Origin of the sequence: Endozoicomonas atrinae (genome assembly GCF_001647025.1) — a bacterium.
Classification (GTDB): Bacteria; Pseudomonadota; Gammaproteobacteria; order Pseudomonadales; family Endozoicomonadaceae; genus Endozoicomonas; species Endozoicomonas atrinae.
Window position 1 is genome coordinate 21,094 of record NZ_LUKQ02000038.1, and the last position, 14,833, is coordinate 35,926.

The 14,833-nt window shown below is 51.3% G+C and carries 29 protein-coding genes; all 29 read left to right on the forward strand.

Features of this window, described 5'->3' with window-relative positions; genetic code table 11:
* Nucleotides 1-217 precede the first annotated feature (217 nt).
* Entirely contained in the window at nt 218-553 is a 336-nt protein-coding gene (rpsJ, locus tag AK963_RS07675) for a 30S ribosomal protein S10 (protein WP_066014867.1), read from the forward strand.
* A 101-nt stretch (nt 554-654) separates the two neighbouring features.
* A complete protein-coding gene (gene rplC / locus AK963_RS07680; RefSeq protein WP_066014891.1) occupies nt 655-1,299 on the forward strand; it encodes a 50S ribosomal protein L3 in 645 nt (214 codons plus the stop codon).
* Between the two features lie 12 nt (nt 1,300-1,311).
* Entirely contained in the window at nt 1,312-1,914 is a 603-nt protein-coding gene (gene rplD, locus AK963_RS07685) for a 50S ribosomal protein L4 (protein WP_066014868.1), read from the forward strand.
* Nucleotides 1,911-2,207, forward strand: coding sequence for a 50S ribosomal protein L23 (gene rplW / locus AK963_RS07690; RefSeq protein WP_066014869.1), 297 nt, complete (start codon nt 1,911-1,913; stop codon nt 2,205-2,207). Before rplD ends, rplW begins: the two co-directional genes overlap by 4 nt.
* Before the next feature lie 11 nt (nt 2,208-2,218).
* The gene (gene rplB / locus AK963_RS07695) at nt 2,219-3,046 is read left to right on the forward strand and encodes a 50S ribosomal protein L2 (protein ID WP_066014870.1); all 828 of its coding nucleotides are present in this window, start codon (nt 2,219-2,221) and stop codon (nt 3,044-3,046) included.
* A 21-nt stretch (nt 3,047-3,067) separates the two neighbouring features.
* Nucleotides 3,068-3,346: a 30S ribosomal protein S19 gene (gene rpsS / locus AK963_RS07700; RefSeq protein WP_066014871.1), complete on the forward strand. Its 279-nt coding sequence runs from the start codon at nt 3,068-3,070 to the stop codon at nt 3,344-3,346.
* A gap of 12 nt (nt 3,347-3,358) precedes the next feature.
* On the forward strand, nt 3,359-3,694 hold the full coding sequence (gene rplV / locus AK963_RS07705; RefSeq protein ID WP_066014872.1) for a 50S ribosomal protein L22: 336 nt from the start codon (nt 3,359-3,361) through the stop codon (nt 3,692-3,694).
* A gap of 11 nt (nt 3,695-3,705) precedes the next feature.
* Nucleotides 3,706-4,413, forward strand: a complete 708-nt coding sequence (rpsC, locus tag AK963_RS07710) for a 30S ribosomal protein S3 (RefSeq protein ID WP_066014873.1) — start codon at nt 3,706-3,708, stop codon at nt 4,411-4,413.
* Between the two features lie 11 nt (nt 4,414-4,424).
* On the forward strand, nt 4,425-4,838 hold the full coding sequence (gene rplP / locus AK963_RS07715; protein WP_020582409.1) for a 50S ribosomal protein L16: 414 nt from the start codon (nt 4,425-4,427) through the stop codon (nt 4,836-4,838).
* Entirely contained in the window at nt 4,838-5,029 is a 192-nt protein-coding gene (rpmC, locus tag AK963_RS07720; protein WP_020582408.1) for a 50S ribosomal protein L29, read from the forward strand. The genes rplP and rpmC overlap by 1 nt, the downstream gene beginning before the upstream one ends.
* A 1-nt stretch (nt 5,030) precedes the next feature.
* Nucleotides 5,031-5,294: a 30S ribosomal protein S17 gene (gene rpsQ, locus AK963_RS07725; RefSeq protein ID WP_066014874.1), complete on the forward strand. Its 264-nt coding sequence runs from the start codon at nt 5,031-5,033 to the stop codon at nt 5,292-5,294.
* 114 nt (nt 5,295-5,408) lie between these two features.
* Nucleotides 5,409-5,777: a 50S ribosomal protein L14 gene (gene rplN / locus AK963_RS07730; RefSeq protein WP_066014875.1), complete on the forward strand. Its 369-nt coding sequence runs from the start codon at nt 5,409-5,411 to the stop codon at nt 5,775-5,777.
* A 12-nt stretch (nt 5,778-5,789) separates the two neighbouring features.
* Nucleotides 5,790-6,104 (forward strand): 50S ribosomal protein L24, encoded by a 315-nt coding sequence (rplX, locus tag AK963_RS07735; protein ID WP_066014876.1) that lies wholly within the window; start codon nt 5,790-5,792, stop codon nt 6,102-6,104.
* A 10-nt stretch (nt 6,105-6,114) separates the two neighbouring features.
* The gene (gene rplE, locus AK963_RS07740; RefSeq protein WP_066014877.1) at nt 6,115-6,654 is read left to right on the forward strand and encodes a 50S ribosomal protein L5; all 540 of its coding nucleotides are present in this window, start codon (nt 6,115-6,117) and stop codon (nt 6,652-6,654) included.
* Between the two features lie 16 nt (nt 6,655-6,670).
* The gene (rpsN, locus tag AK963_RS07745; RefSeq protein ID WP_066014878.1) at nt 6,671-6,976 is read left to right on the forward strand and encodes a 30S ribosomal protein S14; all 306 of its coding nucleotides are present in this window, start codon (nt 6,671-6,673) and stop codon (nt 6,974-6,976) included.
* A 29-nt stretch (nt 6,977-7,005) separates the two neighbouring features.
* The gene (gene rpsH, locus AK963_RS07750; protein ID WP_066014879.1) at nt 7,006-7,398 is read left to right on the forward strand and encodes a 30S ribosomal protein S8; all 393 of its coding nucleotides are present in this window, start codon (nt 7,006-7,008) and stop codon (nt 7,396-7,398) included.
* Nucleotides 7,399-7,410: 12 nt separating this feature from the next.
* Complete coding sequence (gene rplF / locus AK963_RS07755; RefSeq protein ID WP_066014880.1) at nt 7,411-7,944, forward strand: 50S ribosomal protein L6; 534 nt, start codon at nt 7,411-7,413, stop codon at nt 7,942-7,944.
* Nucleotides 7,945-7,958: 14 nt separating this feature from the next.
* Nucleotides 7,959-8,309 (forward strand): 50S ribosomal protein L18, encoded by a 351-nt coding sequence (gene rplR, locus AK963_RS07760; RefSeq protein ID WP_066014881.1) that lies wholly within the window; start codon nt 7,959-7,961, stop codon nt 8,307-8,309.
* Nucleotides 8,310-8,321: 12 nt separating this feature from the next.
* Nucleotides 8,322-8,837, forward strand: coding sequence for a 30S ribosomal protein S5 (rpsE, locus tag AK963_RS07765; RefSeq protein WP_066014882.1), 516 nt, complete (start codon nt 8,322-8,324; stop codon nt 8,835-8,837).
* A gap of 3 nt (nt 8,838-8,840) precedes the next feature.
* Nucleotides 8,841-9,026 carry a 50S ribosomal protein L30 gene (gene rpmD, locus AK963_RS07770; RefSeq protein ID WP_066014883.1) on the forward strand — a complete coding sequence of 62 codons (186 nt, stop codon included), beginning with the start codon at nt 8,841-8,843 and terminating at the stop codon, nt 9,024-9,026.
* Between the two features lies 1 nt (nt 9,027).
* Nucleotides 9,028-9,462 carry a 50S ribosomal protein L15 gene (gene rplO, locus AK963_RS07775; protein WP_066014884.1) on the forward strand — a complete coding sequence of 145 codons (435 nt, stop codon included), beginning with the start codon at nt 9,028-9,030 and terminating at the stop codon, nt 9,460-9,462.
* Nucleotides 9,463-10,788, forward strand: a complete 1,326-nt coding sequence (secY, locus tag AK963_RS07780; protein ID WP_066014885.1) for a preprotein translocase subunit SecY — start codon at nt 9,463-9,465, stop codon at nt 10,786-10,788.
* Between the two features lie 45 nt (nt 10,789-10,833).
* Entirely contained in the window at nt 10,834-10,947 is a 114-nt protein-coding gene (gene rpmJ / locus AK963_RS31300) for a 50S ribosomal protein L36 (RefSeq protein ID WP_081622108.1), read from the forward strand.
* 359 nt (nt 10,948-11,306) lie between these two features.
* Nucleotides 11,307-11,663, forward strand: coding sequence for a 30S ribosomal protein S13 (gene rpsM / locus AK963_RS07785; RefSeq protein ID WP_066014886.1), 357 nt, complete (start codon nt 11,307-11,309; stop codon nt 11,661-11,663).
* A 92-nt stretch (nt 11,664-11,755) separates the two neighbouring features.
* Complete coding sequence (rpsK, locus tag AK963_RS07790; protein ID WP_020582394.1) at nt 11,756-12,145, forward strand: 30S ribosomal protein S11; 390 nt, start codon at nt 11,756-11,758, stop codon at nt 12,143-12,145.
* A gap of 15 nt (nt 12,146-12,160) precedes the next feature.
* Nucleotides 12,161-12,781 (forward strand): 30S ribosomal protein S4, encoded by a 621-nt coding sequence (gene rpsD / locus AK963_RS07795; protein WP_066014887.1) that lies wholly within the window; start codon nt 12,161-12,163, stop codon nt 12,779-12,781.
* Nucleotides 12,782-12,812: 31 nt separating this feature from the next.
* Entirely contained in the window at nt 12,813-13,814 is a 1,002-nt protein-coding gene (locus AK963_RS07800; protein ID WP_066014888.1) for a DNA-directed RNA polymerase subunit alpha, read from the forward strand.
* 68 nt (nt 13,815-13,882) lie between these two features.
* Entirely contained in the window at nt 13,883-14,275 is a 393-nt protein-coding gene (gene rplQ, locus AK963_RS07805) for a 50S ribosomal protein L17 (protein ID WP_066014889.1), read from the forward strand.
* 227 nt (nt 14,276-14,502) lie between these two features.
* A partial coding sequence (locus AK963_RS36840; protein ID WP_420795600.1) for an IS1/IS1595 family N-terminal zinc-binding domain-containing protein occupies nt 14,503-14,833 on the forward strand: 331 nt, incomplete at its 3' end.

A 14,833-nucleotide genomic window follows, 5' to 3' on the forward strand; every position in this document is an offset into this window, starting at 1 on the left:
TATGCCAGGTTACAGCAATCCACAATATAAATGATGTTCGACCGACCTCTATAATGCCCGCCAGATAAAATGACATTCTGCTCTTCCATATAACAAAAACTTGTTTGAACGCTTGTGTTGACAGCAGGTTTTGTGGTTAGTAGAATTTCGCGTCCTTTTGTCTAGGTGACATAGTTCATCAGACTTTGTTCTTTATAGATGCCATGGTTAGAACAAAATGAGCCAACAATCAAAGCAGTCCTCACAGGCGCAGCAAATTCGTATTCGCCTGAAGGCTTTTGACCATCGCCTGATTGACCAGTCTACGCAGGAAATCGTTGATACTGCGAAGAGAACTGGTGCGCAGGTGCGTGGTCCAATCCCTCTGCCAACCCGAAAAGAACGTTTTACGGTTCTGATTTCTCCACACGTCAACAAAGACGCTCGTGATCAGTATGAAATCCGTACCCATAAGCGTCTTCTCGATATTATCGAGCCCACCGAAAAAACTGTAGACGCACTGATGAAGCTGGATCTGGCAGCCGGTGTTGAAGTGCAGATCAGTCTCGGTTAATGAGGCCATGGGCTCTCCATCAAAGTGTGCACACTTTTGTGTAACAGCTCTGAAGTGAGCGGCCATAGTGGGTAATAGCCCCGTACACGAGAGAGGTTGAAATGACTATTGGATTAGTCGGCAAGAAACGCGGTATGACCCGTGTTTTCACCGAAGACGGTGCTTCCATACCAGTTACCGTAATTGAAGTAGATCCAAACCGCGTTACCCAGGTTAAAACCCTGGAAACCGATGGATACACAGCAATTCAGGTGACTTCTGGTAGCAAGAAAAGCAGTCGTCTGAGTAAGCCAGAAGCTGGCCACTTCGCCAAAGCAGGCGTTGAAGCTGGATCTGGTCTCTGGGAATTCCGAATCGATGCAGACGCTTCTTACAGTGTTGGCGACGTTATCGGTGTGGATCTGTTTGCAGATGGTCAGAAAGTAGACGTTACCGGTCAGTCCAAGGGTAAGGGGTTCCAGGGCGTTATCAAGCGCTACAACTTCCGTATGCAGGACGCGACTCACGGTAACTCCCTGTCTCACCGTGCACCTGGCTCTATTGGTCAGTGTCAGACTCCTGGTCGTGTCTTCAAAGGCAAGAAAATGGCTGGGCATATGGGCGCTGAAAAAGTGACCGTACAGTCCCTGGAAATCGTTCGTGTTGATAGCGAGCGTAACCTGCTGCTGGTTAAGGGCGCAGTACCTGGTGCTACCGGTGCTGACGTTATCGTTAAACCAGCGGTTAAAGCTGCTGCTGCCGCCTGAGGGGATTAGACAATGGAACTGAAGGTAAACGGTGCAGGTGCCGTTCAGGTCTCAGACGTGACTTTTGGTACTGAATTCAACGAAACCCTGGTTCACCAGGCGGTTGTTGCGTTCATGGCCGGTGCGCGTCAAGGTACCAGAGCTCAGAAAAACCGCAGCGACGTAAGTGGCGGTGGTCGTAAGCCCTGGCGTCAAAAAGGTTCCGGTCGTGCACGCGCCGGTACTATCCGCAGCCCACTGTGGCGCGGGGGCGGCAAGACGTTTGCTGCCAAACCACAGAATCATGCTCAAAAGCTGAACAAGAAGATGTATCGCGCAGCGCTGCGCTCCATCTTGTCTGAGCTGGTTCGTCAGGAGCGTCTGGTGGTGGTTGAGCAGTTCGCTGTTGAATCTCCAAAGACCAAACTGGTTGTTGCCAAGTTGAATGAACTGAACGCTAACGGCGCGTTGATCGTTGCTGATGAAGTGGATCAGAACATTTATCTGGCCGCTCGCAACATTCCTCACGTGGATGTTCGTGACGTGCAGGGTATTGATCCGGTTAGCCTGGTTGCTCACGAGAAAGTCGTGATGACCGTGTCTGCCATCAAGAAGTTCGAGGAGATGCTGGGATGAACCAGGAACGTATTTTTAAAGTTCTGCTTGGTCCGCACATTTCCGAGAAGGCCACTGTCGTTGCTGAAGAGCACAACCAGTACGTCTTCAAGGTAGCTAAGGACGCAACCAAGCTCGAAATCAAAAAAGCTGTTGAGCAGCTGTTTGAAGTCAGCGTTAAAGCTGTCAGGACTGCCGTTGTTAAGGGCAAGACTAAGCGTACTCGTTTCGGTATGGGCCAGCGCTCAGACTGGAAAAAGGCTTACGTCAGCCTGGAGCAGGGTCAGGAAATTGACTTCGCGGACGCGGAATAAGGAGCTAGAGAATGGCAGTTATCAAATGCAAGCCGACTTCTCCAGGTCGCCGCTTCGTTGTCAAGGTAGTTAACCCTGACCTCCACAAGGGCCGTCCATACGCGCCTCTGGTGGAAAAGAAAGGCAAGACTGGTGGTCGCAACAATGCTGGTCGTATCACAACCCGTCATCGCGGGGGTGGTCACAAGCAGCACTACCGTATCGTAGATTTTCGTCGCAACAAGGACGGCATTCCAGCTGTTGTTGAGCGTCTGGAATACGATCCAAACCGTACTGCGCACATCGCCCTGTTGAAGTACATGGATGGTGAGCGTCGTTACATTATCGCGCCTAAAGGCGTGAAAGCCGGTGATGAGCTGTTCTCCGGTGTGCATGCCCCGATCAAAGCTGGTAATACTCTGCCTCTGCGCAATATTCCACAGGGTTCCATCGTACACTGTGTAGAAATGAAGCCTGGTAAAGGCGCTCAGATGATTCGCAGTGCTGGTGCTTCTGCCCAGCTGGTCGCTCGTGACGGTGCTTACGTTACTCTGCGTCTGCGTTCCGGTGAAATGCGTAAAGTATTGGCTGACTGTCGCGCCACTCTGGGCGAAGTCTCTAACAGTGAGCACAACCTGCGCTCTCTGGGTAAAGCGGGTGCTAAGCGCTGGCGTGGTGTGCGTCCGACCGTTCGTGGTGTTGCCATGAACCCGGTAGATCACCCACATGGTGGTGGTGAAGGTCGTACTTCCGGTGGTCGTCATCCTGTGACGCCATGGGGTGTTCCGACTAAGGGTCGTAAGACTCGTTCCAACAAGCGTACGGACAAAATGATCGTACGTCGTCGCAGCGCGAAGTAAGCCTAGAGAGAGGATACGATAGTGCCACGTTCATTGAAAAAAGGCCCATTTATCGACCTTCACCTGCTGAAGAAAGTCGAAGAAGCGGCTGAAAGCGGCAACAAGCGTCCGATCAAGACCTGGTCGCGCCGCTCCATGATTATCCCAACTATGGTTGGTCTGACTCTGGCTGTTCACAACGGTCGTCAGCACGTACCAGTCTTTGTTACTGAAGACATGGTTGGCCATAAGCTGGGTGAGTTTGCTGCAACCCGTACTTATCGCGGTCACGCAGCAGACAAGAAGGCCAAGAAGCGCTAAGAGGGTATAGAAATGAAAGAAGTTGCTGCTATGCATAAAGGCGCTCGCATTTCTGCCCAGAAAGCGCGTCTGGTCGCTGACCAGATCCGCGGCAAGGCAGTTGGCGAAGCCCTGGATCTCCTGAGCTACAGCCCGAAAAAAGCTGCAGTTCTGGTTAAGAAAGTGCTTGAGTCTGCTATTGCAAACGCTGAGCACAATGACGGCATGGATATCGATGAGCTGAAAGTCTCTACTGTCTTCGTTGATGAAGGCATGACTATGAAGCGCATTCGTCCACGTGCCAAGGGTCGTGCTGATCGCATTCTGAAGCGGTCTTGCCATATTACGGTTAAGGTTGCAGAGGTCTAAGGAGCGGTCAGATGGGTCAGAAAGTACATCCTAATGGAATTCGCCTGGGCATCGTAAAGCCCCACCGTTCAGTCTGGTTTGCAGATGGCAGCGATTACGCTGACAAGCTGAATGCAGACCTGGCGGTGCGCAGTTTCATTGAAGCGAAGCTGAAAAATGCTTCTGTAAGCCATGTTGAAATTCAACGTCCGGCTCAAAGTGCTCGAGTAACCATCCACACTGCCCGTCCAGGCATCGTGATTGGTAAGAAGGGTGAAGACGTTGAGAAGCTGCGTCAGGCTGTGTCCAAAATGATGGGCGTGCCTGTGCACATCAACATTGAAGAAATCCGCAAGCCTGAACTGAATGCCATGCTGGTAGCTCAGAGCATTGCTGGCCAGCTGGAGCGTCGTGTGATGTTCCGTCGTGCCATGAAGCGCTCTGTTCAGAACGCTATGCGTCTGGGTGCCAAGGGTATCAAGGTTCAACTGAGCGGCCGTCTTGGTGGTGCTGAAATCGCGCGTACCGAATGGTACCGTGAAGGTCGTGTGCCTCTGCACACCCTGCGTGCTGACATCGATTATGCACATTATGAAGCACTGACCACGTACGGTATTCTGGGTGTGAAGGTCTGGATCTTTAAGGGTGAGGTTATCGGTGGCATGGCGCCAACTGTTGAGCCTTCCAAAGATAAAGAACAGCCAGCTCGTCGCCCTAAGAAACGTCAGGCTAAGAGTTAAGGAGCGCGGAAATGTTACAGCCTAAGCGTACGAAATTTCGTAAGCAGCAAAAAGGCCGCAATCGTGGTCTGGCACTCCGCGGCTCCAAGGTTAGCTTCGGCGAATACGCATTGAAAGCAATCGGTCGTGGACGTATAACAGCTCGCCAGATTGAAGCGGCTCGTCGTGCCATGACCCGTCACATTAAACGTGGCGGCAAAATCTGGATCCGCGTCTTCCCTGACAAGCCGATTACCGGTAAGCCTCTTGAGGTTCGTCAGGGTAAAGGTAAGGGTAACGTGGAATACTGGGTGTGCCAGATTCAACCAGGCCGCGTTCTCTATGAGATGGAAGGTGTGTCCGAAGAGCTGGCTCGTGAAGCTTTTGCTCTTGCAGCAGCCAAGCTGCCGCTGGAAACTGCCTTCGTTAAGCGGAGCGTAATGTGATGAAAGCTGCTGAACTGCGTGAAAAGTCTGTAGAGGAGCTCAACACTGAGCTGCTCTCTCTGCTGCGGGATCAGTTTAACTTCCGTATGCAGAAAGCTACTGGCCAGCTGGGTCAGAGCCATCTGCTGAAGCAGGTTAAGCGCGACATCGCTCGTGTGAAAACCATCCTGAACCAAAAGGCAGGAGCATAAGATGGCTGAAGACAAGAAGGTCCGTACCCTGACCGGTAAGGTCGTGAGTGACAAGATGGATAAAACCGTCACTGTTCTCATCGAGCGCCGGGTAAAACATCCGCTCTACGGTAAAATCGTTAAGCGGTCCACCAAGTTGCACGCTCATGATGAAAACAACGACTGCCGTATGGGTGACGTTGTGACCATCAAAGAGACGCGTCCTCTGTCAAAGAGCAAGACATTTACGCTTGTATCCATTGACGAGCGTGCTACTCAGATCTAAGGCTACGGTGCTTTGGGCTTGAGTGATTAATGGCCGTTCCGGCTGTTGCTGGAACGGTTGTTTTTGTGAAAGCCGGCGAGTACCCGTCTGCAGTTTGGGCTTGGAGAATAAGCAATGATCCAGACAGAAAGTCAACTCGAAGTCGCTGATAACAGCGGCGCCCGTCGAGTTCAGTGTATCAAGGTGCTGGGTGGATCCCACCGCCGTTACGCTGGCATTGGCGACATCATCAAAGTATCCGTCAAGGAAGCAATTCCTCGCGGTAAGGTCAAAAAAGGCCAGGTGATGAACGCTGTTGTCGTGCGTACTAAAAAAGGTGTTCGTCGTCCAGACGGTTCCCTGATCAAATTCGATGGCAATGCAGCTGTTCTTCTGAACGCAAACCTGCAGCCAATCGGTACCCGTATCTTTGGACCAGTGACTCGTGAACTGCGCGGTGAGCAGTTCATGAAGATCATCTCACTGGCCCCAGAAGTACTTTAACGGGAGCAGGTCATGAAAAAGATCCGTCGTGATGACGAAGTCATCGTAATTGCCGGCAAGGACAAAGGTAAGCGCGGTAAAGTGCAAACCGTTCGTGCTGACGGCAAACTGATTGTTTCAGGCATCAATATGATGAAGAAACATCAGAAGCCTAACCCAATGCTGGGCACTCCTGGTGGAATCGTAGAGAAAGAAGCGGCTATTCAAGCTTCTAACGTTGCGCTTCTGAACCCTGAAACCAACAAGGCTGATCGTGTTGGCTTTGCTATCGAAGATGGCAAAAAGCAGCGCGTATTCAAGTCTAACGGCAAGCCTGTTGACGCGTAAGGGGAGAGTGATGGCAAATTTTAAAACCAAATATCGTGAAGAGATTCTTCCAAAGCTCAAAGAAGAGCTGGGTGTAAAGAACGTTCATGAAGTGCCACGCATCACTAAAATCACCCTGAACATGGGTGTGGGTGAAGCGATTGGTGACAAGAAAGTTATCGAGCATGCCCTGGCAGACATGGAAAAAATCGCTGGTCAAAAGCCAGTGGTAACCAAGGCTCGCAACTCTGTTGCAGGCTTCAAGGTTCGTGAAGGCTGGCCAATCGGTGTTAAGGTGACTCTGCGTCGTGAGCGCATGTATGAGTTCCTGGAGCGTCTGGTTGACATCGCTCTGCCACGTGTACGTGACTTCCGTGGTCTGAGCCCTAAGTCTTTCGACGGCCGTGGTAACTACAGCATGGGTGTTAAAGAGCAGATCATCTTCCCTGAAGTTGATTACGACAAAATCGACACTCTGCGCGGTCTGGACATCACTCTGACCACTACCGCCAAGAATGACGAAGAAGGCCGTGCTCTGCTGAAGGCTTTCAACTTCCCATTCCGTAACTGATACAGGTACGAGTTTTATGGCAAAAGTATCCATGAAGCAACGGGAACTGAAGCGTCAGCGCACCGTTGCCAAGTATGCTGAAAAGCGTGCACAGCTGAAAGCTGTGATTAACAATCCTAACAGCACTGAAGATGAGCGTTGGGATGCCCAGGTAGCTCTGCAGAAGCAGCCTCGCAATGCGAGCAAGGCTCGTCTGCGTAACCGCTGCCGCATCACTGGTCGTCCACACGGCGTGCTGCGCAAGTTCGGCCTGAGCCGTATCAAGCTGCGTGAAGCAGCGATGCGTGGCGATGTTCCAGGTCTGGTTAAGGCCAGCTGGTAAGCGCATTTCATCTTCGGGAGATATAGATAATGAGTATGCAGGACCCGTTAGCAGATATGCTAACTCGTATCCGTAATGCCCAGATGGCAGAGCACGCCTCTGTCACCATGCCGTCCTCCAAAATCAAGGTTGCTGTAGCCAAGGTTTTGAAAGACGAAGGTTTCATCGCTGACTACAACGTAGCTGGCGAAGCCAAGGCTGAACTGGTTGTTGAGCTGAAGTACTTTGAAGGCAAGCCAGTTATTGAAAGCCTGAAGCGTACCAGTCGTCCTGGCCTGCGTTCTTACGCTGGCAAGGAAGCTCTGCCAAAAGTGAACGGCGGTCTGGGTATCGCTATTGTTTCCACCAACAAAGGTGTTATGACCGATCGCGCTGCTCGTGCAGCCGGTGTTGGTGGTGAAGTTCTCTGCACTGTGTTCTAAGGGAGGGGTATTATGTCTCGAGTAGCCAAAAGCCCTGTTGCTATCCCTGCTGGTGTAGAGATTAAGCGCAATGGCCAGATCCTTGTAATCAAAGGGTCTAAGGGTCAACTGGAACTTGTTGTTCACAACAATGTCGAAGTTGCTCAGGAAGAAAACGTTCTGACGTTTGCTCCACGTGATGGTGCCAAGCACTCTCGTGCTCTGGCCGGTACTACCCGTGCCCTGGTTAACAACATGGTAACTGGCGTTACCGCTGGCTTCGAGAAGAAGCTGCAGCTGGTAGGTGTTGGTTATCGTGCAGCGGCCAAAGGTAATAGCCTGACTTTGAACCTGGGCTTCTCCCATCCGGTTGAATATGATCTGCCAACAGGTGTGACTTGTGAAACCCCGACCCAGACTGAAATTCTGGTTCGTGGTATCGACAAGCAGCTGGTTGGTCAGGTTGCCGCGGAAATTCGTGAATTCCGTCGTCCTGAGCCTTATAAAGGCAAGGGTGTTCGCTATGCTGACGAACGTGTTCGTCGCAAAGAAGCCAAGAAAAAGTAAGGTAGGGTGAGATCATGATGGACAAGAAATCTTCTCGCCTGCGTCGTGCCCTTCGTGCAAGGGTTAAGATGCGTGAGCTGGGTGCCATTCGTCTGAGCATTCATCGTACGCCTCGTCACATCTATGCGCAGGTTATCGCCGCTGACGGCGACAAAGTGCTGGCAACTGCCTCCACTGTTGAAAAAGAACTGCGTGGCGAAGCTACCGGTAACGTAGAAGCTGCCAAGAAAGTTGGTGCTCTGGTTGCTGAGCGTGCCAAGGCGGCGGGTGTGACCAAGGTGGCGTTTGACCGCTCTGGTTTCAAATATCACGGTCGTGTCAAGGCGCTTGCCGATGCAGCCCGTGAAGGCGGACTGGAATTCTAAGGGTAGAACGTCATGGCAAGAGAAAGAGATGAGCGTAAGCCTAACAACGACGAAGGCTTGATTGAGAAGCTGGTACAGGTTAACCGAGTAGCCAAGGTGGTGAAAGGTGGTCGTATCTTCGGCTTCACAGCTTTGACCGTTGTTGGTGATGGCAAGGGTAAGGTTGGTTTCGGTCGCGGTAAAGCCCGTGAAGTGCCAATCGCTATCCAGAAGGCTATGGAAGCTGCCCGTCGCAACATGATTAATGTTGACCTGAATGGTGACACCCTGCAGTACCCTGTGAAAGCCCGTCACGGTGCTTCCAAGGTTTACATGCAGCCAGCATCTGCTGGTACCGGTGTTATCGCCGGTGGTGCAATGCGTGCCGTTCTTGAAGTGGCTGGCGTACATAACGTACTGGCCAAGTGCTACGGTTCTACCAATCCTGTGAACGTAGTTCGTGCTACTTTTAACGGTCTGCGCGACATGCGTTCTCCTGAAGGCATTGCCGCTAAGCGTGGCAAGTCTGTTGAGGATATCCTGGGGTAAGTCATGGCTGAGAAGATGATCAAAGTGACGCTCGTGAAGAGCACCAGCGGTCGCCTCGAAAGCCACAAGGCTTGCGTACGGGGTCTGGGCCTGCGTCGTATCAACCACACTGTTGAAGTAGAAGACACTCCTTCAGTTCGTGGCATGATCAACAAGGTATCCTACCTTGTCCGGGTAGAAGGAGAATAACATGCGTTTGAATACTCTGAGCCCGGCTGAAGGTAGCCGCAAAGAGGGTAAGCGCGTAGGTCGTGGCATCGGCTCCGGCCTGGGCAAGACCTGTGGCCGTGGTCACAAGGGTCAGAAGTCCCGTTCCGGTGGTTCTGTCAAGCCAGGTTTCGAAGGCGGTCAGCAGCCACTGCAGCGTCGTCTGCCTAAGTACGGCTTTACCTCACGCAAAGCGCGCTTCACTGCTGAGATTCGTTTGCACGAACTGAGCAAGGTGGAAGCTGACGTGATCGATCTGGCTGCACTGAAAGCTGCTGACCTGGTCAGCGGTAGCATCCAGCGTGCTAAAGTGGTACTGTCTGGCGAATTGGCTAAAGCAGTCACCATTAAAGGTCTGGCTGTTACCAAAGGCGCCCGTGCTGCGATTGAAGCTGCCGGTGGTAAGATCGAGGACTAAATGGCTAAGACATTACCTGTTGGGAATCAAAGCGGCTTAAACGAGCTCTGGTCTCGCGTTAAGTTCGTGTTTCTGGCGATCCTGGTTTACAGGATCGGTGCGCACATCCCTGTGCCAGGCATCAACCCTGATGCGCTGGCTCGGATGTTTCAACAAAATGAAGGCACTATTCTGGGTCTGTTCAACATGTTCTCTGGCGGTGCGCTGGAGAGGATGTCGGTACTGGCCCTGGGTATCATGCCTTATATTTCGGCATCCATTATCGTTCAGCTGATGAGCGTGGTGAGTCCGCAGTTGGAGCAGCTCAAGAAGGAAGGTGAGTCCGGACGTCGCAAGATCAGCCAGTACACCCGCTACCTGACCGTTGCCCTTGCTCTGATTCAGGGTACTGGCATGACTGTCGGTCTGGCCAATCAGGGTGTTGCCTTCAGTACTGACCTCAGCTTCTATGTTGTTGCTGTTGTCACGTTCGTAACCGGTGCTGTCTTTATGATGTGGCTGGGCGAGCAGGTGACTGAACGGGGGATCGGTAATGGTATTTCGATTCTCATTTTTGCAGGTATTGTCGCTGGTCTTCCAACTGCGATTGTGCGGTCTTTCGAGTCCGCACGCCAGGGTGATATTAATATCCTGATGCTGCTCGCCGTTGCTCTTCTGGCAATCGCGATCATCGCATTTGTGGTCTTTATCGAACGGGGTCAGCGCCGGATAACCGTAAACTATGCCAAGCGTCAACAAGGGCGTAAGGTGTTTGCGGCCCAGAGCAGCCATCTACCGTTAAAGGTAAATATGGCCGGCGTTATTCCAGCTATATTCGCTTCAAGCCTACTGCTGTTCCCTGCGTCTATTGCGCAGTGGTTCGGCCAGGGTGAAGGAATGGGATGGCTGCAGGAAATTGCTCTGGCGCTGGGTCCGGGTCAGCCACTGAACATCATACTGTTCTCGGCAGGCATCATCTTCTTCTGCTTCTTCTACACTGCGCTGGTCTTTAATCCAAAAGACGTAGCAGATAATCTGAAGAAGTCGGGTGCATTCATTCCTGGTATTCGTCCGGGAGAGCAGTCTGCACGTTATATTGATGGTGTCTTGACTCGCCTGACCATGTTCGGTGCTCTCTATATGACAGCAGTGTGTCTGTTGCCGCAGTTCCTGGTAGTGTCGGCCAATGTTCCGTTCTACCTTGGTGGTACCAGCCTGTTGATCGTGGTGGTTGTGGTAATGGATACCATGGCTCAGGTGCAGTCGCATCTCATGTCGCATCAGTATGAGTCGCTGCTGAAGAAATCCAATCTTAAGGGCTATGGCTCCAGCGGTCTGATCCGTTGAGTCACTCTCAATGAGAATAGTTCTGCAACGGTTGTGGAGTTAGTTATGAAAGTACGTGCGTCGGTTAAAAAAATCTGCCGCAACTGTAAGATCATCAAGCGTAAGGGTAATGTGCGCGTGATCTGTCAGGAGCCACGTCACAAACAGCGTCAGGGCTAATAGTTTTTGGGAATCTACGGATTCTCCAGACAGCCGGACTCTGGTCTAATGTGACCTCAGGCAAAAACAACCGTTCATGATTTTTTTCATGAGCGGTTGTGTTTTATCGAAAGGAGGATTACAATTTCCGCCTTTCGACCTGTTGGAAGTGCTTTTGGGTGCGTGTGTGTTTTGGCTTTGCTTGAATGCTACGTTTCGAAGGTGTTTCCTCAGGATGAAAGCAGCCATTTCTGAAACAATGGATTTCCTGACGTTTCAATATGGTGACGTGTTTCAGTTTAATTTGGTTTTTCTGGGAAATCAGAAATTATCAACTGAATAGCTGCTACACGGTTAAATGTAATAACGGAGACGATTGAATGGCCCGTATTGCTGGCGTCAACATTCCAGATAACAAACATGCCGTTATCTCGTTGACCTACATTTTTGGTATCGGTAAAACTTCAGCTCAGCAGCTTTGTGCTGCCACTGGCGTTAACCCGTCTGCCAAAGTATCTGATCTGAGCGAAGATCAACTGGAATCCCTGCGTACTGAAGTTGCAAAACTGAACGTAGAAGGTGACCTGCGTCGCGAAATCAGCATGAACATCAAGCGCCTGATGGATCTGGGTTGCTACCGTGGCCTTCGCCACCGTCGCAGTCTGCCGGTTCGTGGTCAGCGCTCGAAGACCAATGCCCGTACTCGTAAGGGTCCGCGCAAACCGATTCGTAAGTAAGAACGTTGCATTTCTCTAAGAACCTCTTTTCATAGAGTGTTTCGATAAAGAAATCGAGCAACGGACTTTTTCAATACAGGATTTGTTCTGATATGGCAAAGCCAGGTACTCGTACACGTAAGAAAGTTAAAAAGTCGGTTGTGGATGGCATCGCCCATATTCACGCCTCTTTTAACAACACTATCGTGACAATTACCGACCGCCAGGGTAATGCATTGTCTTGGGCTACTGCTGGGGGCTCCGGCTTCCGTGGTTCCCGTAAGAGCACCCCGTTCGCTGCCCAGGTTGCAGCTGAGCGTGCTGGACGTGCTGCCGCTGAGTTCGGTCTGAAGAATTTGGACGTGAATGTTAAAGGGCCTGGTCCAGGCCGTGAATCCGCTGTACGCGCGCTCAACGCTTGTGGTTTCAAGATCAATAACATCACTGATGTTACCCCGATCCCACACAATGGTTGTCGTCCGCCCAAGAAGCGTCGTGTATAAGCAGGAGACCGGTAAATGGCTAGATATATAGGTCCTAAGTGCAAGCTGTCTCGTCGTGAAGGCACTGATCTCTTTCTGAAGAGTGGTGTTCGTGCGCTCGAGTCAAAGTGCAAGGCAGAAAATGCTCCTGGCCAGCATGGCCAGCGTCGTGGTCGTCTTTCTGACTACGGTGTTCAGCTGCGTGAGAAGCAGAAAGTTCGTCGTATCTACGGTGTACTGGAAAAGCAGTTCCGTAACTACTACAAGGAAGCTGATCGTCTGAAGGGTGCTACAGGCTCAAACCTGTTGCAACTTCTCGAAGCTCGCCTTGATAATGTGGTTTACCGCATGGGATTCGGTTCTACCCGTGCAGAAGCACGCCAGCTGGTCAGCCACAAAGCTGTCATGGTTAATGGCAAGACTGTAAACATCCCGTCTTTCCAGGTTCGTCCTGGTGACGTAGTTGCTATCCGTGAAAAGGCAAAGAACCAGCTGCGCATCAATGCAGCGCTTGAACTTGCTGCTCAGCGTGGATTCTCCATCTGGGTAGAAGTAGACGCCAGCAAGAAAGAAGGTGTCTTCAAGACGCTGCCCGAGCGGAGTGATCTGGCGGCCGACATCAACGAGAGCTTGATCGTCGAGCTGTACTCCAAGTAAGGGATAGACAGTTAGGTGGGGTGTAACATCCATGCAGAATTCGGTTACTGAATTTCTAACTCCTCGGCACATTGATGTTGAGGAAATCAGTCTGACACGGGCAAAGGTCACCCTGGAGCCGCTGGAACGTGGTTTTGGGCATACCTTAGGCAATGCCCTGCGTCGCATTCTTCTTTCCTCTATGCCCGGCTGTGCCGTGACTGAGGTAGAGATTGATGGCGTGCAGCATGAATACAGTGCTATTGAAGGTGTTCAGGAAGACGTCATTGAAATCCTGCTCAACCTGAAAGGCCTGGCTATTCGCATGACTGGCCGTGACAGCGTTACTCTGACTCTGAGCAAAAAAGGTGAGGGTGTCGTCACTGCTGCTGACATCCAGCTGGATCACGATGTTGAAATCGTGAATCCTGATCATGTTATTGCCCACATGAATGACAAGGGCAATCTCAACATGAAGCTGAAGGTTGCTCGTGGTCGTGGGTATGAATCAGCCGACAGCCGCCGTCAGGATGAAGAGGAAACTCGCGCTATCGGCCGTCTGCAGTTGGATGCCACCTATAGCCCTGTATACCGTGTTTCCTATGTCGTAGAAAGTGCTCGTGTAGAGCAGCGTACTGACCTCGACAAGCTGGTCATCGACCTGGAAACCAATGGTACTCTGGATCCTGATGAAGCCATCCGTCGTGCTGCTACTATTCTGCAGCAGCAGCTGGCTGTGTTTGTGGATCTGGAAGGTGAGTCCGAGCCAGAGCCTGTGAAGGAGGAAGACGAGGTTGATCCGATTCTTCTCCGTCCAGTTGATGATCTCGAACTGACTGTACGTAGTGCGAACTGTCTGAAGGCAGAGAACATCTACTACATTGGTGACCTGATCCAGCGCACTGAAGTTGAGTTGCTCAAGACCCCTAACCTGGGTAAGAAGTCCCTGACTGAGATCAAGGACGTTCTGGCCTCCCGTGGTCTGAGCTTGGGTATGCGTCTCGATAACTGGCCACCTGCCAGTTTGAAGAGTGACGACAAGGTTTCTGCTTAATTGCGGCTGAGGGTTGCCACCGTTGTAGAAACAGAGGCAGCTCCCAGTAAGAAGAGGAAGTTTGTGCCATGCGTCATCGTAAGAGTGGCCGCAAGCTTAACCGGAACAGTTCTCATCGCAAAGCGATGTTCAAGAATATGGCTGCTTCCCTGGTTGAGCACGAAGTAATCAAGACAACACTGCCAAAAGCTAAAGAGCTGCGTCGTGTTGCTGAACCGCTGATCACCCTGGCTAAGGAAGACAGCGTTGCTAACCGTCGGCTGGCGTTCGATCGTCTCCGTAACAAGGCTGCGGTAGGCAAGCTGTTTACTGATCTGGGTCCGCGTTTCAAAGAGCGTCCAGGCGGTTACATTCGCATCATCAAGTGCGGATTCCGTCATGGTGACAACGCTCCAATGGCTTACGTCGAGCTGCTGGATCGTCCTGCTGTTGAAGCAGTAGAGTCCGCTGACGAAGCATAAGTCAGTTTAAAAAGCCGGGTTTTCCCGGCTTTTTTATTTATTGTATTGATCCCTCCTGCTGTCTTTATTTCAATTCCCAGCGTGTTCAGCGCACCTCACCCTTCGTAAAGTATTTAGAATCGCCTATACATAGCTATTTGGTGAAGGTTCAGAAGATTTGATAGCTATTAATTAAACTGCAGCCTAGCGACTATGTCAGTCTTTTGTTCTGTACTGCCATGGCTCTTATGGAAGTTGCCTGTTTTCACTGTCGTAAATCTGATGATCTTGTCAGAAATGGAAAGTCCCGATCAGGACTCCAAAGGTTCCTATGCCGAAGTTGCAAGAAGATCTTTCAGCTGGATTATCTCTACAATGCTAACCAACCTGGTATACATGAAAGGATTGCTCGGCTAACCCATAATGGCTCTGGTGTCAGAGATATTGAGCGATGTCATCACCGATGTAATAAGTCTTCAAAACACCAGTTTAATTTGACCTCCCGATTAACCCTTTTCTGGCCGATTGTTTTCCTGTTGGTATCAAGCAGGGAGCAGCGCCATGACCAATCGAGAGGAC